This is a genomic window from Arthrobacter sp. NPDC058130 (genome assembly GCF_042884475.1).
In the GTDB taxonomy this organism is placed as follows: domain Bacteria; phylum Actinomycetota; class Actinomycetes; order Actinomycetales; family Micrococcaceae; genus Arthrobacter.
In genome coordinates this window covers 84,257-101,533 of the sequence record NZ_JBHVTV010000002.1, presented here as the reverse complement: position 1 = coordinate 101,533, position 17,277 = coordinate 84,257, and the positions used below count along the sequence as shown (strand labels likewise).

Genomic DNA, 17,277 nt, shown 5'->3' with positions numbered 1-17,277 from the left:
AAGAAGGATTCAGTGGACATGATGCTGATAGGTGGTTCTTAAGCCGGGCTGAGCGGGGGAACCTGGCCACCGACGTGCAAGCGGGCGACGCCGGGTCGCCGCCGTGGTCGGAGGGCAACCTGGTACGCCCCCTAATTCATGGAGCGACCTACTTCGCCCGGCTGCATGAGGAGCTGACGGCTCTGAAGGCGGGAGACCGGGTGTGGTTTACCGACTGGCGTGGCGACGCCGATGAGCGGCTGCTGGCGGACGGACCGTCGATCGGCGATCTGCTCGCGGGTTTGGCCCGCGCGGGCGTCGAAGTGCGGGGCCTTGTCTGGAGATCCCACGGAGAGCGCGTATCGGCCCCGATCAGCGGCCGATCCAACCAGCTCCTGGGCCGCGAAATCAACGAGGCCGGCGGAGAGGTGCTGCTGGATCAGCGGGTACGTCTGTTCGGTTCGCATCACCAAAAGATCTTCGTCATCCGCCGTCGTGACAATCCGTCGCGGGACGTCGCGTTCGTCGGCGGGCTCGACCTTTCCCACAGCCGTCGGGACGACGCCGACCACGCGGGAGACCCGCAAGCGGTCACCATGGATTCCCGGTACGGGAAGCGGCCACCATGGCACGACGCCGCCCTCGAACTGCGTGGCCCCGTGGTGGGAGACTTGCTGGCAGTATTCGCTGAGCGGTGGAACGACCCCCATCCCCTGGACCGGCGCACTCCCTACCGGATCCTGCTGCAGCGCCTGGCCCGAATGCCCCGGCACCCCAAACCGCTCCCGGCTACCGCGCCGCCGCCACCGCCGGCGGGCCCGCACGCCGTGCAGCTGCTGCGCACCTACGGCGTTAGACGTCCGCCGTTTCCGTTCGCACCCCGCGGAGAGCGCAGCGTCGCCCTCGCCTACGCGAAGGCCTTCGCCCGCGCCCGCTCCCTGATCTACATCGAGGACCAGTACCTGTGGTCCACGGAGGTCGCAACAGGAATCGCGGAGGCCCTCGAGCGGAACCCCGAATTGAACGTGATCGCCGTCGTGCCCCGCTACCCCGACTCCGACGGCCCCCTCGCAGGGCCGTCGAGCCGGATCGGACAACTGCGGGCCATCGGAATGCTCCGCCGGGTCGCGCCCGACAGGGTCGGCGTGTTCGACCTGGAGAACAGCAGCGGAACTCCGATCTACGTCCACGCCAAAATCTGCATCATCGACGACACCTGGTTTACCTGCGGCTCGGACAACTTCAACCGCAGGTCCTGGACCACCGACAGCGAGCTCACCTGCGCGGTACTTGACACCACTGCCGGCAACCGGGAACCGTCCGGTGCAGACACCGGCCACGACGCTTCCCGGCCGTTGGCCCAAGGGCTCCGGCTTCAACTCTGGGCCGAACACCTGGGCCTGGACCAGGACGATCCCCGGCTCCACGACCCGGCGGCCGGGCTCAAACTCTGGAACACCACCGCCGATGCTCTGGACCACTGGCACGAGACTGACGGCCGCCTGCCCCGCCCCACAGGACACGTGCGACACCACATTCCAGAACCCGTGCCGCCCCTCCAGCGTCTCTGGGCGGATCCGATCAGCCGCCTCATCGTGGACCCCGACGGCCGCCCCCGCCGGCTGCGCGGCACTGCCCGGTTCTAGGCGATCAATTCTCGTGCAGGGAGGGCCGCTCCTTCCCGCCCTGCGCTCCTGCCGAAGCGCCGGGGCTGGGGCTGGGGCCGCAGCGTGCTCTTGACGCGGCCGGGGCACAAGGGTAGACAAGGGCCATCCCGGTGCCGTCGCGGGGAGTCTCAACCGCAGAACAAACGCGGGCAGCGCGGGGACCGTCATGATGAACCGCGGCGGAGCAGCGGAGTGAGGTGTGAGCGATGACCGGATTAGTTGCCCTCCGCTTCGTGGCCCTCGGCTGGGCAGGCTTCATCGCCGCGGAGGCAGGGATTGAGGACGAATGGGCATACTACTTCGGCGTCTTCGTGATTGTGCTGGCCCAGTGCGCCGGGGTACCACTTCCCGCCGTGGCCGTGCTGCTTGGGGCCTACGCCTCGGCGCGCCACGGAGATCTGAACCTTGCTGCCGTTATCGCGGTCGGCAGCCTGGGCGCCATGCTCGGGAGCACGATTGGCTACGTACTTGGCCGGGTGGGCGGCCGTCCGTTGATGATGCGGCTTGCACACCGATTCCACGCCGACGAGAATCGCATCGTCCAGCTGGAGTCGTTCTTCGAACGGCACGGCGGCACAGCCTTGTTCTTCGGCCGCTGGGTCATTGTCGTCCGGCTCTGGGGCGCCATTGCCGCGGGGGCTGCCAAAATGCCGTGGCCCAAGTTCCTGCTGTGGACCATCACAGGGTCCATCGCCTGGGTCGCGAGCCTCAGCGTTCTCGCCTATCTGGCCGGGGCGCTGGCCCATGCCATCGGTGACGCCCTCGACATCGGCGGCTGGGTGCTGGTCCCCATCGTCGTGCTTGGCCTGGTGATCGTCTGGCGCCGTCGCAGGCGCCGGAAGCTCAAGTCGGCGCAAGAGGCAGGGGACGGCATACCCGACGCCGAATGATGCCGGCAACCGTCTCGCCCGGGATCAACCCCTGCCCCGGCCCGTGCCTGCCATGGGGAGTAGGAACTCGGACTTAGTCCCCCGCTCTGAGGCTTCCTGCCGTGATTGTGGCGAGGTCGCCACGGAACATTTCGGGTAAACCAGCCGGGCCGCACGATCGTATAGGGGTTGCCGCTGGCACGGACAAGCCGCTCGCTTCGCAGCTTCCACTGGGCGTAGGCGACGCCGGGCCGGGTGGTGCCGATGGCGGTCATGAGCGCGACACGTGTCCGGCGGCCGCCCAGTGCGCGGAGGACGTTGGTGACGCCGGTGTAGTCGTTGTCCCGCACGTCCCGTTCCCTGGTAGCACCGACGATCAGAACAGTGGAGGGACGCTGGCTCATTTATTCTCCTTGACTGCGTCCGCTGGGGTTTCGCGCTGGGTAGCGGCCCAGCTGGCCAGGACTTTCAGCGCATCTTCCGACGGCGACCCGGGGTCGGCCGTGTACACGTTGATGCGCAGTCCCGGGTCTGCAGGGAGTTCCAGGGCCTCGAAGCTCAAGTCCAGGTCCCCGACGATCGGGTGGTGGAGCCGCTTCCGGCCGGTCCGGTGGTACTTCACATCGTGCCGGGCCCACCGGGTGCGGAACTCCTCGCTGCGGGTTGAGAGTTCACCGATCAGGTCCGTGAGGTCTCTGTCGTAGGGGTTTTTTCCGGCGGTGGACCGCAGGACGGCGACGATGTCGTCCGCGCTGCGTTCCCAGTCGGCGAAGAACTCCCGCGCTCTCGGATTCAGGAAGGTGAACCGTGCGCTGTTCGGCGGGGTGGTTTGTTCTGCCATCAGGTCCAGGTAGAGGGCCCGGCCGAGTTCGTTGGAGGCCAGGACATCGCCGCGGTCGTTACGGACCCAGGCCGGGGCCGCGGTGATCGCGTCGATAACGCGCTGCACGCTTGGCCGCACCGTCTGCGGGCTGCGCTTGCGCCGCACGCGAGGGGACGCGGTGGCGGCACGGGCGAGGTCGAAAAGGTGGGCCGTTTCGGCGTCGTCGAGCTTCAGGGCCCGGGCGAGCGCCTCGATGACGCTGTCTGAGGCACCGGAGAGGTTTCCTCGCTCCAGCCGGACATAGTAGTCAACGCTCATCCCCGCGAGCATCGCGACTTCTTCACGGCGCAGGCCGGTGACCCGGCGGTTGCCGCCATAGAGGGGCAGTCCCGCCTCCTCAGGCGTGATTCTGGCTCGGCGGGAGGTCAGGAACTTCCGCACGTCGTCGCTGTGTGTCATGGCATCCACGCTACGCGGCGGCTGATGCTCGAGGGAGGGACCGGCAGTACCCGGAACGACAGTGACTCCCGGCCGCCAAGTAATCACGGTTGCATTGAAAGCATGAAACCTGCACCCGCAACGGCTGCCCATCCGGCAGCGATCCTGGCGATCATCCTCGCCAGCTACTTCATGATCCTGCTGGACAACTCGGTCATTTTCACCGCGCTGCCGAGCGTGCAGGCAGATCTGCAGCTGAGCACCGGTGAGCTGTCCTGGGTTCAGGATGCCTACACGCTGGTTTTCGGCGGCCTGCTCCTCCTCGGCGCCCGGGCGGGTGACCTGCTGGGCCGGCGCCGCGTGTTCGTGTTCGGTCTGGTGGTGTTCTCGCTCTCGTCCCTGCTGATCGGACTGGCCCCGGCGGGTTGGTGGGCGATTTCCGGCAGGGCGGTCCAGGGTATCGGAGCCGCGATCGTCGCACCCGCCTCGCTGTCCCTGCTCACCGCGAGCTTCCCGGAAGGCAGCGAACGCACCCGCGCCGTCGCCTTGTATGGCGCGACCGCAGGCATCGGCGCCAGCCTCGGTCTGGTCATCGGCGGGGCGCTGGCCCGCTGGATCTCCTGGCGGGCCGGATTCTTCGTCAACGTGCCCATCGGTGCGGCGATGATCGCCCTCGCACCCCGGTTCCTGCCCGAAACGGGACGCGCCCGCGGACGCTTCGACGTATTCGGGGCCCTTAGCGCCACCCTCGGCGTCGGTGCCCTCTTGTTCGGGATCATCAACACCGCCGACGCCGGCTGGAACTCGCCGGTCACGCTCACAGCCGTCAGCGCCGGCGCCGTGCTCCTGATCGTGATCGTGCTGATCGAACGCAGGGCCGCCCAGCCCATCATGCCGCTGCGCCTGTTCAGGAGCCGCCGCCGCACCGGCGCCTACGTGGCGCGCTTCCTCTACCTGGGCGCTATGATCGGGTTCTTTTTCTTCACCACCCAGTTCATGCAGGAAGTGCTCGGCTTCGACCCGCTGCAGGCCGGGCTCGGGTTCCTGCCCATGACCGCCGTGAACTTCGCCGTCGCGATGAGCATCCCGAGACTCATCAGGCAGATGCCCGGCTCGGTAGCCCTCTTGACCGGGATCCTGATGACCCTCGCCGGGATGTTCTGGCTGAGCCGCGTCGGGGTCGATTCCGGGTACTGGACGGGCGTCGCACTGCCGATGGTCCTCATCGGCGCCGGCCAGGGGTTCGCCTTCGCGCCCCTGACCTCGTTCGGCATCAGCGGCGCCCCCGCTGCCGACGCCGGCGCCGCGTCGGGCCTGGTCAACACCTTCCACCAGGTGGGCACCTGCCTGGGGCTCGGCATAGCGGTCGCCGCCGCAGCTGCCGTCCCCTCCGGGCCGGCCACGGCGCACCTGGCCGCGCAGGTCAGCGCCGCGCTCACGACCGGCAGCATCCTCCTGCTCCTGGCCCTGGCGGTCGCCGCGGCACTCATCCTGCCCGCGGAAATGGCCGAGCGCCGCACCAGGACTTTACCCGCGGCGCGGCCCGTGGCCCTGGCCGGGACCACCCGCTGAAGCACCCACCCCGCACTCCATGGGGGTACTGACATGCACTCCCTAGAGGTCCGTGACCGGTGTTGACTGAAAAACACCAGACAAAGTAGTTAGGAATCCCAACATGCGAGCAACACTGATGTACGGCGCCGGCGACGTCCGCGTCGAAACCGTCCCCCACCCCACCATCCAGGAGCCCACCGACGCAATAGTCCGCATCGTCGCCGGCTGCATCTGCGGCAGCGACCTGTGGCCCTACGCCTCCAGGCCGGAGTCCGCTGAAGGATCCCGCATGGGCCACGAATTCGTCGGCATCGTCGAAGAACTCGGTCCCGAGGTGACCGGCCTGGCGATCGGTGACTTCGTCATCGCACCATTTGTCGCCTCCGACGGCACCTGCGACTTCTGCCAGGAAGGCCTGCAGACCTCCTGCCGCCACGGTGCGCGCTGGGGCGGCCACGGCGACGGCGGCCAGGGCGAATTCGCCCGGGTCCCCCAGGCAGCGGGCACCCTCGTCGTCGTCCCCGCCGGCTTCGATGAGAAGCTGATCCCGTCGCTGCTGAGCCTGTCCGATGTCATGTCGACCGGATACCACGCGGCCAAGAAGGCAGACATCAAACCCGGCCAGAGCGTCACCGTGATCGGCGACGGTGCAGTCGGCCTCTCCGCCGTTCTCTCCGCCAAACTCATGGGCGCCTCGCGCATCATCCTCATGGGCCGGCACCGGGCCCGCACCGAACTCGGCCGCGAATTCGGTGCCACCGACGTCGTCGCCGAACGCGGAGAAGAGGGCATCGCCAGGGTCAAGGAACTCACCAACGGCGACGGAACCCACGCCGTCCTCGAAGCCGTCGGGCTCAAGCCGGCAATCGAGATGGCCATCGGCGTAGTCCGCGACGGCGGCGTCATCAGCCGCGTCGGCGCGCCGCAGTTCGCCGACGTTCCGCTCGGATTCCCCGAATTCATGCGCAACATCACCCTCACCGGAGGCGTCGCACCCGCTCGCGCGTACATCGAGGAACTGCTGCCACTCGTGCTCAACGGAACCATCGAGCCGGGCAAGGTCTTCGACCGCACCATCGGCATGGACGACGTTCCTGCCGGCTACCGGGCCATGGCCGACCGCGAAGCGCTCAAAGTACTCATCCACCCGTAACGACAGGATCAGGATCGCATGGACATCACACTCAACAACGGCGTCATCATGCCCGCCCTCGGGATCGGCGTCTTCCAAAGCCCCCCGGAGCAGACGACGGCGGCCGTCGAGGCCGCACTGGCCACCGGTTACCGGCACATCGACACCGCCGCCGCGTACGGCAACGAGCGGGAGGTCGGCGAAGGCGTCCGCCGTTCCGGCGTCGATCGTTCGGAGGTGTTCATCGAGACCAAGGTCTGGGTGAGCGACTACGGCCACGACGAGACGCTGCACGCCTGGGAGAAGGCGGTCGCCAAACTCGGCGTCGATCATCTCGACCTGCTTATCCTGCACCAGCCTGCACCCGACAGGTTCGAGAAAACCATCGCCGCTTATCAGGCGCTGGAGACCCTGCTTGCCGACGGGCGGGTGCGGGCGATCGGTGTCAGCAACTTCATGCCGCACCACCTGAAGCAGCTGCTGGCCTCGACCGACGTCGTCCCAGCCGTGAACCAGATCGAATTACACCCCTACTTCACCCAGCCGGACGTCCAGGCTGCCGACGCCGGACACGGGATCCTCACGCAGGCATGGTCACCGATCGGCGGCATCACCTTCTACCCCGGTTGGGGCGAGGACCGCAGGAACGTCATGGATGACCCGACAATCGCCGCCATCGCGCACGCCCACGGCAAGAGCCCCGCCCAGGTCATGCTCCGGTGGCACCTGCAGCAGGGACGCTCAGCCATCCCGAAATCAACCAATCCGGCACGCATCGCCGAAAACTTCGATGTCTTCGACTTCGAACTCAGCGCCGACCAACTCGCCGGCATCGACGCGCTCGACACCGGCGTGCGCAACGGACCCGACCCCGACGAGGCCCGGCCGGAGCGCTTCTCGATGGTCATCCCCGAAGCCTAAGACTAGAGAAAGGAATCAGCATGGAATACCGTTCCCTTGGCCGCACCGGCGTCAAGGTCAGTCCCTTATGCCTGGGTGCGATGATGTTCGGCCCCTGGGGCAACGAGGACCGCGCCGACGCTCACCGCATCATCCACCGGGCCCTCGACGCCGGCATCAACTTCATCGACACCGCCGACGTCTACTCAGGCGGGGCCTCCGAGGAGATCGTCGGGCAGGCGCTGCAGGGCCGGCGCGACGACGTCTTCCTCGCCACGAAGTTCTTCATGCCCATGAGTGACGACCCGAACCAGCGCGGTGGATCCCGCCGCTGGATCATCCGCGCGGTCGAGAACTCCCTGCGCCGCTTGAACACCGACTACATCGACCTCTATCAGGTCCACCGGCCCGACCCCGACACCGACGTGGAGGAGACCCTCGGCGCCCTGGACCGCATCGACCAGCTCGTCGCCCCCGGGGTGACGGTCAACCCCGACGACAACAGCTACGGCGCGCACGAACTGACGCCAACGGCACGACGACGGTGACAGACGCGAGCGCCACGGCCCGGCAGGAGCTTCACACCGCGAACAACCGACCACTTCCAAGTCCAAACCGAAAGAAGGAACATCATGACTGACCAACCCAAGCAGCTCGGAGGCGGCCGAAAGATGTTCGGCGACTTCGCCCCGAAGCTGGCCGAGCTCACCGACGACATGCTCTTCGAGGACGTCTGGAACCGGCCCGAACTCTCCGCCAGGGACCGCAGCCTTATCACCGTGGCAGTGCTCACCGCTGGCGGCAATACCGAGCAGCTGGGTTCCCATCTCGGCCGCGCCCTCGAAAATGGGCTCACCCAAGAGGAGCTCAAAGAAGCCATCACCCATGTCACGCTCTACGCCGGCTGGCCCAAGGGCATGTCCGCGATGGGCGTCGCCAAGCAGCTCTTCACAGACAACAAGTAAGGAAGACCATGAATATCGAACCCACTGTGCCGACCGCCAAGAACCCGTCGGCCCAATTCGTCGGCGACGTGTGGCTGGATCCGATCGCTCTTCCCCACGAGAGCGACCAGACGATGGTTGTAGCCACAGTCCGCTTCGCGCCCGGGGCACGTACCGCTTGGCACTCCCACCAGCACGGCCAGTACCTGCGCGTCACCCAAGGTGTAGGCCGTTTCGGTACCCGGGACGGAAAAATCATCGAAGTCCACCCAGGCCAGACGCTCTACACCCCGCCCGGTGAGGAACACTGGCACGCCGCCGCCCCCGGCTGCTTCATGGAACACATCGCCATGCTCCAAAACGGTGAAGACCCCTCCAAGACCACCACGTGGAACGAACACATCACAGACGACGAGTACGACGGCCGCTAACCAGTCGGGTTCAACGCTTCCTGCCCCCAACGCCCGGCACGGACGCGACTTGTTTCATCCACGCCGCGATCTGGCGTTCGTCGATGTCGTCCAGGGACTCGAGCTCCACACCCCGCGTCGACTTGCCCATCCCCACTGGTGTCACCGGCGGTACAGGCTCGAGCGCCGCCCCATTGATAAACATGAGCTTGACATGCCCAGCAAAGCCGCCGCAGCTGAAGCACCACCCGTCGCCGACGCCGTAGTACGACATGCCCCACTTCACGGAGCGCCGGAGATCGGGCAGCGTCTTTGCCGCCAGCGCATCGACCGTTTCGGCAATGCCGCGCTGCGGCTGCGGCAGGCTGGCGATATATGCGAAGACCGGCTTGTCCCCGATCGCCGCTTTCGCGGGGCTGGCCCTGCCGGTCATGGCTTCCGGCAGCGTAGTGGCGGCGTCGGCATGTGCCGCTGCGCGCGTGGCCGGCTTTTCGGCTTCCCTCTTACCGATCTCCCCACTGGTCATGGAGAGCATTATTCCTCACGCAGCGCGAGAAGCAGCTAGCTAGTTTCTCCGATCCAAATTGCCACCAAACCTCGATGTCCAGGCATGTCATGACCTAGAAGTTGGGGGCTCCGGGCTCTGCGAGTGGGTGCTCGCGCTGGATTTGGGCGACCTTCGGATCGTTCTCGTCGGCGCCGTAGTCAGAGCTGCGGGTGATGTCCTTCCCATCGGAGAGCTTCATGGCGTGGAAGAGCAAGGAGAGTCCTGCGGCGACGATGAGGTTTATCGCAAATGCAACGACAGCGATGTAGAGCTGTATGTCCGTGCCTGGGATGGCTGCGATGGAGCCGCCAAAGTTTGCTTTCGTAACGGGATTGACCACGTTGTAAGCGGCGATGGTGCCGTAGATGATGCCGGCTGCCCACCCGCCAAAGAGGGCCCACCGGTGGAACCAGCGGGTGTAGAGCCCGGCCACGATGGCCGGGAAGGTCTGCAAGATCCAGATACCGCCGAGGAGCTGCATGTTGATTGCTGCCGACTGGTCCATGGCAATGACGAATACCAGTGCACCGAATTTCACCACGAGCGATGCGATCTTGGAGACGTGGGCTTCCTGCCGGGGCGTGGCGTCGGGCTTGATGCCCGGGATGTGCCGGCGGCCTGTGGACCGTGTGTCGCACCGGTCTTTGCCAACAGGATAGACACTGCATTTATTGTCCGACAGGGCAAAGGCGCGCCCGCCTCTGACCGGGCGCACGCACGCCCGCGCACCACAGGGGTGCACCGAGTCGTCCTACTCGCTGGGGGAAGTGTCTGTTGTCAGGCCCCGGGTATCCGGCAATTCGCTGTCTCGGTCCTCGGCCGGGCCGGGCGCTCTGGCCACATCGTCTGTGCCGCCGGGCGGCTTGCCATGGCCCGCTTCCCGGGCTTCGCCCTGCTCTCCGGGACCGGGGCGTTCAGTAGCCGTTGTTCCCTCATCGTCCCTCGGGTCCCGCGGGATGTGACGGGTTCCGTCCCGTTCGCCGTCACGCACGCCTTCGCCCGGCCCGTTCGGTTCGTTGCTCATAGCATTTTCCAGCTCCTTTGGCAGGCAACCTCTCTCTCACGCTAACAACTGATCGCAGGGAAGGTAAGGGGACGGCGCCACGACGCGGCCGCCCGGGCTGAGTCAGTGCCCGCCGCCGGGTGGGCGTCAAGCACGAAGGTCGGCGCCTCCCGGGGTGGAAGCAGGAACGGCTTCCACCTTGGTCTGACAGGCCACTGCGGGCGCGTGATGAGGGCGCACACAGGCCGTCGCCCAAGAGGTATTGCGCGCTAGTAAGCATGCTGATTAGATCGTGTTTACGGCCGCATTCCACGACCGGAATACCGAAAGGACTGACAGACATGGGAATTCTTGGATTTCTCCTTCTCGGACTCATCGCGGGAGCCATTGCCAAGGCGATCCTGCCCGGCCGGCAGGGAGGCGGCTGGATTATCACCCTCGTTTTGGGCGTCGTGGGGGCAATCCTCGGCGGCTGGATCGGCTCCCTGATCTTCGGTGGAGGCCTTGGCGACTTCTTCGATCTGCGAACCTGGCTTCTCTCGATCCTCGGCGCCGTCATAGTGCTGCTGATCTTCGGCGCGGTAGCCGGCCGCAGAAGCCGGGTATAGCGGCCATCAGGCCAAAGTCTGCCCGAAGCGGCATTATAGGAAATTGCTAGAGTCCTGCGGGCAGAATCAGAATTTGGCACGGCATGGTGCCCGCGGCCGCACCCGGCGAATCCCGACACCAAAGGAGCCTGGCGAGTGCACCGTGAAATTGCCCTGGCATTGCAGTCAACGGTGCATTCTCAGGCGGCCAGTCCCCCCAGTCAGATCGTCTCGGCGCGGGCGTCTCCTACGCCCGGCCAGCTCAGGGCGTTCTGCCAGGTATACGGGTGCTCCATCAAGGCGTTCCCGACCAGACGCACCAATCAAACCTATGAGATTCAAGGAAACGTCATGCTCACCACCGAACAAATTGATCGTCTGCTCAGCCAAGGCGCAAATGTTCTTTCAGGGGACGGAGAAAAGATCGGCTCCATCGGCCAGGTTTTCGTGGACAACGAAGACGGACAGCCGAGCTGGGTAACCGTCAGGACGGGAATTTTCGGAATGTCCGAATCATTCGTGCCCCTTGAAGGTGCCCGAGAAGAGGGAAATGACATCGTGGTCCCCTATAGCAAGAACCAGGTCAAGGATGCGCCGCGGATCGATGCAGATCGGGCCCTAGAGCCTGCCGAGGAAGACCGGCTCTACCAGCACTATCAACTCGGCACCGGAGGCGCCGACACCGAGGCGACTGGAGATATTGCAGATTCCACCCCCGTTCCCGGAACGGAACGCACCGGAGCCCCCGCCACCACCGGGTACGCCGGCACCGCCGACGAATCCCTTGCCCCCGCCTCTCAAGGCACCACCGCAACAGACCGCGGCGCGCCTCCTGCCGCCACCGATGACGCCCCGGCCCCAGACGCACAAGGCACCACCGCGCGCGCCGCAGAGGACACCACCGGAACTGGCCGCAGCGCCCCAGCTCCCGCCACCGGCACTCCCGGATACGACACCACCGCCCCCGCCGCCCAGGACGCCACCGGAACTGGCCGCAGCGCCCCAGCTCCCGCCACCGGCATCCCCGGATACGACACCCCCACCCCCGCCGCCGGCACCGGCAGCGGCACCGGCACCGGCACTGGATCCGACACCACTGCCCCTTCCACCGACGACGCCCTGGAACAGTCCCAGCCGCGCACGGACGGGGGCGCCGAGCAGCCGCGCACGGACGGGGGCGCCGAGCAGCCGGGCACCGGCCGAGCGCGCCTGCGCAAATACGTCACCACGGAATACGTAACCAGGACGGTTCCGGTGCAGCGCGAGGAAGTACGCATCGAGCGGGAACCGATTGCGGAGGAAAACCGAGGCGAGGTAGCGGATCGTGCGGACGATGAGAACGAAGTCATCCTCCACGAGGAACGAATCATCGTCACCAAGGAGACCGTTCCGGTCGAACGGGTCCACATCGGCACGGAAACGGTCACCGAAGACGTGACCATCAAGGAGAAAGTCCGCAAAGAACACATCGATACCGAAGGATCCGAGGAGAGCCGCGGCTAAACCTTAGAACCAGAAAATGCCCCGGCAGCGCCGGTCGCCCGCCCGGGGAGCACCCGGTGGGCCGTCGGCAGCTGGGCCCGAAACAGATCGCGCGCAGAGGCGGACCCCCTCGCGTGCTCTGAGGAATCGGGCTAGCCTGACGCGCATGGCACAGTCAGCCTCGCCCGCACGCGCGTGGATCGGGACGATCGCCTTCCTCTTCCTCGCGCCCGGCGTCGTCGCGGGCCTCATCCCGTGGCTCATTTCCGACTGGCGGTGGTTCGATTGGGGCGGCGCGGCCTGGGTCGTCGTGCCGATCGCCTGGATCGCGATCGCTGTCGGGGTGGCTTTCCTCCTGCACGCCTTCGCGCTGTTCGCCCTGCACCGCGGAACGCCCGCTCCGGTCGCCCCGACCGAGACGCTGGTCGTGACGGGGGTCTACCATTTCGTGCGCAATCCGATGTACCTTGCGGTGCTCACGATCATCCTCGGCCAGGCGCTGCTGTTCGGCAGCTGGTGGCTCGTGCTCTACGCCGCGACCGTCCTCGCCGCGGTCGTCGCATTCGTGAAGGGCTACGAGGAGCCGACCCTCATTAGCACCTACGGCGAGCAGTATCTCGACTACCGGCGCAACGTTCCGGGGTGGTGGCCGCGGCTCAGGCCGCCAGCGCCCAAATCAGAACATGGGTAGCTCGTCCCCGGGACTCCGCTCCCGGAGTGCCCACCGGACGCTACGTCCGGAACGGCGGGAAGGCGAAGATCCCTGCGGGGTCTGCCGCCGATCGAATAGCGGAGAGACGGGCCGCGTGGTCGCCAAAATACGCGGGGCCGGGGTCAGCGATGCTGGAATCGAAATAGTTGAAATACGCCCTGGTATCCCAAAACGGTTTCATTGCGTCCCGCGAGTCCCTAACGAAAGTATCGAACGGGGCCGGGTCCACGCCGTCGTCGAAAGTGGCAGTGTACTGGACGGTGGCGAACGCCTTCCGGTGGCCGAATCCGGTCGAGGCGTCCTCGACGTCAGTGACGGCTCCGCCCAGGGCGTCCAGGGACACCGCTGTTTCGCGGGCACCCTCCAACTGCTGGCCCAGGACACATCGGTCGACCAGCCTGAAGGCGCCGGTCACGTCCAACAGGTCGTAGGGCACATGTGACGTCGCACTGAAGGCTTCACGCTGCAAGGACCCGCCTGGGCCGGTGGTGCATTGCCCGACGGGGAGACCACTGCACCCCGCGTAGCCGAACATAACGCTGAGGTAGCTTCGGTCGGGCTGCACACTTTTGACCACGGGCAGCACTCCCGCTGTGTTATGAAGGCCGGCAAGCTGCCCGTCGAATTCCGATGAGGGTCCGGTCCACGTCGCCGTCAATTGGATAGTGGGACTCTTGTGGCGGGTTCCGCTGAGCAGTTTAAGGGTGGACCACAGCCGCGGATCGGCGTTCGGAGCCCACTTCTGCCAGGCCAGGATTACCGGTACAGCGTCACTGAATGACCATTGAAGGTAGGCCGTGCAGATGGTGGGAGCAGGCACCGTTTGGAAAGTCAGGGACGTCACCACCCCGACCTGTCCCCCACCTCCGCGACATGCCCAGAGCAGGTCGGCGTTCTCTCGGGCATTGGCGGCCACAACTTCGCCCTTGGCGGTGACGATTTCGGCAGACTGAAGAGCATCCGAGGTCAAGCCATAAGCCCTCGTCAGAACGCCCACGCCCCCGCCCAGCGTCAGGCCGGTAATGCCAACCGTCGGGCAGGACCCGCCGGCGAGGGCCCTGCCCGTCCGGCCCACCGCTTCGTAGACTCGAATGAGGGAGGCCCCCGGCCCCACCGTGACAGTACCGTCAGCGTTTACCGTGATGCCCGACAGATTCCGAACATCGATGACCAATGAGGGCGCGAGCCCCGCCGCTGGAGCATCCCCGGACGAGTAGCCGGAGTAGCTGTGGCCCCCAGAGCGAACCGCAACAGGCACGCCTGCCTCGGCAGCAAAGCGGACTGCAACGGAAACGTCTTGGGACGAGGCAGCCGAGAGAACCGCCAAAGGCTGCGAGGCGTCGAAGCGCGGGTTCTCCACCAACTTCACCTGGTTATAGGCACCCCCTCCAGGAAGCGCCAGCTGGCCCGTTATGCGTGACGCCAGCCCCTTCCAGTCCGGCGCCGCTGATGTAGGCCCCGCTGTTGCCGGCGCCGCCTCCGTACTGGCCGATTCGCCGGGCACCGGCGCTTGGGACCGTGAGCAGGCAGCCATTCCTGCGGCCGCGACGCTGACAGCTGCAGCTGCGAGCAAGCCCCTGCGGTCAATCTGGGTCATCTCCGGAGCCTACGCTCTCGAGTGAGTTTGTGACCGTGTTGATTCTCAGGGCGCGTCGGCTCGAGGCGGCCTTCCCGTGTCCTGAAGCAATTCGATGTGCCTCTGCGCGTGCTTAATGAACTCCCGGGTTGCCGGAGACAGCGAGCCATTGACCCGGGTGATAAAGGCGAAATGCTCGTGGAACGCCGGTTCAAGCGGCAGGTGTTCTCGCCGCTGCACGAACATCTGCTCGGCGGTCGCGCAGCGGATGAGATCGTTCCTGATCAGTGGCCTGATCCCAGAAACCGCCGCCTTCATAGGGCGGTGGCCCCAGGAGGGGATCATCGACAGGGCAGCGGCTAGCTCGTCGCAGTTATCTGGCGCCGGGGTTCATCATTATCGCTACTGGACTCCCGAAGTCGGGACACCAGCTGGCCTACTTGGGTCACTGCTGACCTGATTTTCGTTGGGTTGCTGATCGTGAGGAATTGGAGCATGAGGCCGTCAAGTGCGGCGAAAATGGCCAAGGAAGCCTCACCGCTGGTGTCGAGCCCTCGTTTGCTCAAGGCTTCTTCAACAGTGCCTACATAGCTCTCGTAGAGACGCTCCACCATGGACCGGATCTGCGGATTGCGCCTCGACTCGAGGATCATCTCGAACTGGAACAACTGCAGTTCGGGTTCAGCTGAGACCGTTGCAATGAGTGAGTCGGCAAAGTCTTCGTCAAGGTCCGCGATCCCGGCCAGACCGGTTTCCTGAATTGACCTCTGCACCGCCCACTCCATGGTGGCGGCCAGCAGCCCTTCCAAAGACCCGAAGTGGTGCGTCACCAAGGCGTGATTGACACCCGCGCGCGCTGCCACGGACCGATACGTCACTCCCCTGAGGCCCTTTTCTGCGACCACGTCGATCACTGCTGATAGCAGCGCATCGCGACCATCTCCGTACGGCAGCTTGCGGGATTCCTGGCTCATACAGCGAGTCTAGCCGCGTGAGCATCGCAAAGATCACCCATTGACAGCTGAAACTATACAAACGTATAGTTTCAGCTGTGGCCCAGATCACCCAATGATCCGGCCCTCCCACGAACAGCTTCCGCCCTCGCTGCTGCGCACCGGCGCGCGACAGCAGGCTTCCCACCCTCCGCATCGGCGTCGACTTTGCACTCGTGAAGGATCCACCAATGAATCAAGAATCCAGTCAGACCACCGCACGTCCTGAAGTAGAAGATCCCATCCCGACGGCGACTTCGGCACGGTTGAGAGCGAACAAGCTCGGTGTTGTCGCCGTTGCCTTTTTTGCCATCGCGGCGGCCGCACCGATGGCCGCGGTCGTGGGCGCAAGCCCCGTCCTCTTTTCCGCCAGCGGCCCCGGAACGCCGGTGATCTACGTCATCGCCGCTCTGTTGATTGCGCTCTTTTCGGTCGGCTACCTGCGGATGAGTCAGCACATCACCAACGCCGGCGGCTTCGTGGCCTACATCGCCAAAGGCTTGGGCAACAAGTGGGCCACGGGCGGCGCGGGAATCGCGATATTGACCTATCTCAGCTTGCAGATCGGCCTATGGGCACAGTTCGGCGTGTTTGCCCAGCAGCTGGTTGAAAGCCTCACCGGCATCGGACTTCCTGTCTACGTCTGGATCCTGGCCATTCTGGCGGTAACTACCGGGCTGACGATGCGGGGCGTCGACGCGAGCCTGAAAGTGCTGGGAGTTCTCATCCTCGGCGAAACGCTGGTCATAGCGGCGTTGGTGGTATCTCTCGTAGCCCAGAAGGGCCTGGGAATCTTCACATTCGAGGGATTCACCAGCTCAAACATCTTCGGCCCCGGCCTGGGGATTTCCCTGCTTTTTGCCTTCGCGTGCTTCACCAGTTTCGAAGCAACCGTTGTTTTTGCCGAGGAGGCGAAAAATCCTCGACGCACGATTCCGCGCGCAGCCTACCTCGTCATCGCGTTCATCGGCGTTTTCTACGCAGTTTCCACGTGGGCCATCAGCGGCGCCATCGGAATCGACAATATCCAGGCGGCCGCTGCGGAAAACCCCTCGGGAATGATTTTCGATTTGGCGGAAGCCAGTGCCGGGTCATGGCTCAGCGTCGCCATGCAAGTACTCGTGGTCACAAGCTTCATCGCGATGCTCCTCGGCCTGTCCAACATGTTCTCGCGCTACCTGTTTGCGCTCGGACGGGCCGGCGCACTCCCCGCCAAACTCTCCTCAGTCTCCAAGACCGGCGCCCCGGCTACTGCAGGCCTTGTGAACGGGCTCGTCGTCCTAGTCATCATCAGCGCCTTCCTCCTGGCCGGCGCGGACCCCATTACCACCGTGTTCGCGTGGTTCGTAGCTTTGGGCACGGCCGGATTCATCGCAATTCTGTTGGTGACCTCCGCCGCGATCCTCGTTTATTTCGCCAGAACGGGCAACCGCGACAACCTCTGGGTGACCGTAATCGCTCCCGCGCTGTCCTTGATTGCCTTCATCATGGTCGGTTACCTGACGCTGGATAACTACGACGTCCTGCTTGGCGGCGCCGGCGGCGTCGCTCGCTGGCTGCTCATCGGCATCCCTCTTTTCTTCGCGGCCGGGCTGGTACGGGGCAATCAAAAGCCCGCCATCAACTACGCAGCAGAAATCCTGTGATCCACTTCCGATTCGC

The 17,277-nt window shown here is 65.4% G+C and carries 19 protein-coding genes and 2 pseudogenes; 13 read left to right on the top strand and 8 right to left on the bottom strand.

Features of this window, described 5'->3' with window-relative positions; all coding sequences use genetic code 11:
* Positions 1–74: 74 nt before the first annotated feature.
* Positions 75–1,625 (top strand): phospholipase D family protein, encoded by a 1,551-nt coding sequence (locus ACFVTM_RS04590; protein WP_390202210.1) that lies wholly within the window; start codon positions 75–77, stop codon positions 1,623–1,625.
* A 227-nt stretch (positions 1,626–1,852) separates the two neighbouring features.
* Positions 1,853–2,536: a DedA family protein gene (locus ACFVTM_RS04585; protein ID WP_390202209.1), complete on the top strand. Its 684-nt coding sequence runs from the start codon at positions 1,853–1,855 to the stop codon at positions 2,534–2,536.
* 140 nt (positions 2,537–2,676) lie between these two features.
* Here ACFVTM_RS04585 and ACFVTM_RS04580 read toward each other — a convergent pair.
* Both ACFVTM_RS04580 and ACFVTM_RS04575 read right to left on the bottom strand, forming a co-directional pair.
* Positions 2,677–2,919: pseudogene (locus ACFVTM_RS04580) on the bottom strand (NAD(P)H-binding protein); the annotation flags it as partial.
* Positions 2,916–3,797 (bottom strand): helix-turn-helix transcriptional regulator, encoded by an 882-nt coding sequence (locus tag ACFVTM_RS04575; RefSeq protein WP_390202208.1) that lies wholly within the window; start codon positions 3,795–3,797, stop codon positions 2,916–2,918. The pseudogene ACFVTM_RS04580 and the gene ACFVTM_RS04575, both read right to left, overlap by 4 nt.
* A gap of 102 nt (positions 3,798–3,899) precedes the next feature.
* Here ACFVTM_RS04575 and ACFVTM_RS04570 point away from each other — a divergent pair, with 102 nt between their 5' ends.
* The 6 genes and pseudogenes from ACFVTM_RS04570 (at position 3,900) to ACFVTM_RS04545 (ending at position 8,737) form a co-directional block, all read left to right on the top strand.
* Entirely contained in the window at positions 3,900–5,348 is a 1,449-nt protein-coding gene (locus ACFVTM_RS04570) for an MFS transporter (protein ID WP_390202207.1), read from the top strand.
* Positions 5,349–5,451: 103 nt separating this feature from the next.
* Positions 5,452–6,483 (top strand): zinc-binding dehydrogenase, encoded by a 1,032-nt coding sequence (locus ACFVTM_RS04565; protein ID WP_390202206.1) that lies wholly within the window; start codon positions 5,452–5,454, stop codon positions 6,481–6,483.
* 18 nt (positions 6,484–6,501) lie between these two features.
* Positions 6,502–7,383, top strand: a complete 882-nt coding sequence (locus tag ACFVTM_RS04560) for an aldo/keto reductase (protein ID WP_390202205.1) — start codon at positions 6,502–6,504, stop codon at positions 7,381–7,383.
* A 20-nt stretch (positions 7,384–7,403) separates the two neighbouring features.
* Positions 7,404–7,811: pseudogene (locus tag ACFVTM_RS04555) on the top strand (aldo/keto reductase); the annotation flags it as partial.
* A gap of 183 nt (positions 7,812–7,994) precedes the next feature.
* Positions 7,995–8,327, top strand: coding sequence for a carboxymuconolactone decarboxylase family protein (locus ACFVTM_RS04550; protein WP_390202204.1), 333 nt, complete (start codon positions 7,995–7,997; stop codon positions 8,325–8,327).
* A gap of 8 nt (positions 8,328–8,335) precedes the next feature.
* Entirely contained in the window at positions 8,336–8,737 is a 402-nt protein-coding gene (locus ACFVTM_RS04545; RefSeq protein WP_390202203.1) for a cupin domain-containing protein, read from the top strand.
* Between the two features lie 10 nt (positions 8,738–8,747).
* Here the strand turns inward: ACFVTM_RS04545 and ACFVTM_RS04540 are convergent, their stop codons facing one another.
* The 3 genes from ACFVTM_RS04540 to ACFVTM_RS04530 form a co-directional block, all read right to left on the bottom strand.
* Entirely contained in the window at positions 8,748–9,242 is a 495-nt protein-coding gene (locus ACFVTM_RS04540; RefSeq protein WP_390202202.1) for a DUF1801 domain-containing protein, read from the bottom strand.
* 94 nt (positions 9,243–9,336) lie between these two features.
* Positions 9,337–9,978 (bottom strand): hypothetical protein, encoded by a 642-nt coding sequence (locus ACFVTM_RS04535; RefSeq protein ID WP_390202201.1) that lies wholly within the window; start codon positions 9,976–9,978, stop codon positions 9,337–9,339.
* A gap of 36 nt (positions 9,979–10,014) precedes the next feature.
* Positions 10,015–10,287 carry a hypothetical protein gene (locus ACFVTM_RS04530; protein ID WP_390202200.1) on the bottom strand — a complete coding sequence of 91 codons (273 nt, stop codon included), beginning with the start codon at positions 10,285–10,287 and terminating at the stop codon, positions 10,015–10,017.
* 320 nt (positions 10,288–10,607) lie between these two features.
* Here ACFVTM_RS04530 and ACFVTM_RS04525 point away from each other — a divergent pair, with 320 nt between their 5' ends.
* The 3 genes from ACFVTM_RS04525 (at position 10,608) to ACFVTM_RS04515 (ending at position 13,026) form a co-directional block, all read left to right on the top strand.
* On the top strand, positions 10,608–10,874 hold the full coding sequence (locus ACFVTM_RS04525) for a GlsB/YeaQ/YmgE family stress response membrane protein (RefSeq protein ID WP_390202199.1): 267 nt from the start codon (positions 10,608–10,610) through the stop codon (positions 10,872–10,874).
* Between the two features lie 330 nt (positions 10,875–11,204).
* Complete coding sequence (locus ACFVTM_RS04520) at positions 11,205–12,356, top strand: DUF2382 domain-containing protein (RefSeq protein ID WP_390202198.1); 1,152 nt, start codon at positions 11,205–11,207, stop codon at positions 12,354–12,356.
* A 145-nt stretch (positions 12,357–12,501) separates the two neighbouring features.
* On the top strand, positions 12,502–13,026 hold the full coding sequence (locus ACFVTM_RS04515; RefSeq protein ID WP_390202197.1) for a methyltransferase family protein: 525 nt from the start codon (positions 12,502–12,504) through the stop codon (positions 13,024–13,026).
* Between the two features lie 40 nt (positions 13,027–13,066).
* Here ACFVTM_RS04515 and ACFVTM_RS04510 read toward each other — a convergent pair whose 3' ends face one another.
* Positions 13,067–14,407: an FAD-binding protein gene (locus tag ACFVTM_RS04510; RefSeq protein ID WP_390202196.1), complete on the bottom strand. Its 1,341-nt coding sequence runs from the start codon at positions 14,405–14,407 to the stop codon at positions 13,067–13,069.
* A gap of 52 nt (positions 14,408–14,459) precedes the next feature.
* Between ACFVTM_RS04510 and ACFVTM_RS04505 the strand changes: the two genes are divergently transcribed.
* Positions 14,460–14,669 (top strand): hypothetical protein, encoded by a 210-nt coding sequence (locus ACFVTM_RS04505; protein ID WP_390202195.1) that lies wholly within the window; start codon positions 14,460–14,462, stop codon positions 14,667–14,669.
* A 20-nt stretch (positions 14,670–14,689) separates the two neighbouring features.
* On the opposite strand, the gene ACFVTM_RS04500 is transcribed toward ACFVTM_RS04505, so the two are convergent.
* Together ACFVTM_RS04500 and ACFVTM_RS04495 are read right to left on the bottom strand one after the other, a co-directional pair.
* Entirely contained in the window at positions 14,690–14,941 is a 252-nt protein-coding gene (locus tag ACFVTM_RS04500; RefSeq protein ID WP_390202194.1) for a hypothetical protein, read from the bottom strand.
* Positions 14,942–14,982: 41 nt separating this feature from the next.
* A complete protein-coding gene (locus ACFVTM_RS04495; RefSeq protein ID WP_390202193.1) occupies positions 14,983–15,597 on the bottom strand; it encodes a TetR/AcrR family transcriptional regulator in 615 nt (204 codons plus the stop codon).
* Between the two features lie 209 nt (positions 15,598–15,806).
* Here ACFVTM_RS04495 and ACFVTM_RS04490 point away from each other — a divergent pair, with 209 nt between their 5' ends.
* Positions 15,807–17,261: an APC family permease gene (locus ACFVTM_RS04490; RefSeq protein WP_390202192.1), complete on the top strand. Its 1,455-nt coding sequence runs from the start codon at positions 15,807–15,809 to the stop codon at positions 17,259–17,261.
* The last annotated feature ends 16 nt before the right edge of the window (positions 17,262–17,277 follow it).

Excerpts from the sequence above, each read along its gene's own strand:
- ACFVTM_RS04585 (WP_390202209.1), top strand. The coding sequence starts at position 1,853 with ATGACCGGATTAGTTGCCCTCCGCTTCGTGGCCCTCGGCTGGGCAGGC.
- ACFVTM_RS04575 (WP_390202208.1), bottom strand. The coding sequence starts at position 3,797 with ATGACACACAGCGACGACGTGCGGAAGTTCCTGACCTCCCGCCGAGCC.
- ACFVTM_RS04570 (WP_390202207.1), top strand. The coding sequence starts at position 3,900 with ATGAAACCTGCACCCGCAACGGCTGCCCATCCGGCAGCGATCCTGGCG.
- ACFVTM_RS04565 (WP_390202206.1), top strand. The coding sequence starts at position 5,452 with ATGCGAGCAACACTGATGTACGGCGCCGGCGACGTCCGCGTCGAAACC.
- ACFVTM_RS04560 (WP_390202205.1), top strand. The coding sequence starts at position 6,502 with ATGGACATCACACTCAACAACGGCGTCATCATGCCCGCCCTCGGGATC.
- ACFVTM_RS04550 (WP_390202204.1), top strand. The coding sequence starts at position 7,995 with ATGACTGACCAACCCAAGCAGCTCGGAGGCGGCCGAAAGATGTTCGGC.
- ACFVTM_RS04545 (WP_390202203.1), top strand. The coding sequence starts at position 8,336 with ATGAATATCGAACCCACTGTGCCGACCGCCAAGAACCCGTCGGCCCAA.
- ACFVTM_RS04540 (WP_390202202.1), bottom strand. The coding sequence starts at position 9,242 with ATGACCAGTGGGGAGATCGGTAAGAGGGAAGCCGAAAAGCCGGCCACG.
- ACFVTM_RS04530 (WP_390202200.1), bottom strand. The coding sequence starts at position 10,287 with ATGAGCAACGAACCGAACGGGCCGGGCGAAGGCGTGCGTGACGGCGAA.
- ACFVTM_RS04525 (WP_390202199.1), top strand. The coding sequence starts at position 10,608 with ATGGGAATTCTTGGATTTCTCCTTCTCGGACTCATCGCGGGAGCCATT.
- ACFVTM_RS04520 (WP_390202198.1), top strand. The coding sequence starts at position 11,205 with ATGCTCACCACCGAACAAATTGATCGTCTGCTCAGCCAAGGCGCAAAT.
- ACFVTM_RS04515 (WP_390202197.1), top strand. The coding sequence starts at position 12,502 with ATGGCACAGTCAGCCTCGCCCGCACGCGCGTGGATCGGGACGATCGCC.
- ACFVTM_RS04505 (WP_390202195.1), top strand. The coding sequence starts at position 14,460 with ATGCGTGACGCCAGCCCCTTCCAGTCCGGCGCCGCTGATGTAGGCCCC.
- ACFVTM_RS04500 (WP_390202194.1), bottom strand. The coding sequence starts at position 14,941 with ATGAAGGCGGCGGTTTCTGGGATCAGGCCACTGATCAGGAACGATCTC.
- ACFVTM_RS04495 (WP_390202193.1), bottom strand. The coding sequence starts at position 15,597 with ATGAGCCAGGAATCCCGCAAGCTGCCGTACGGAGATGGTCGCGATGCG.
- ACFVTM_RS04490 (WP_390202192.1), top strand. The coding sequence starts at position 15,807 with ATGAATCAAGAATCCAGTCAGACCACCGCACGTCCTGAAGTAGAAGAT.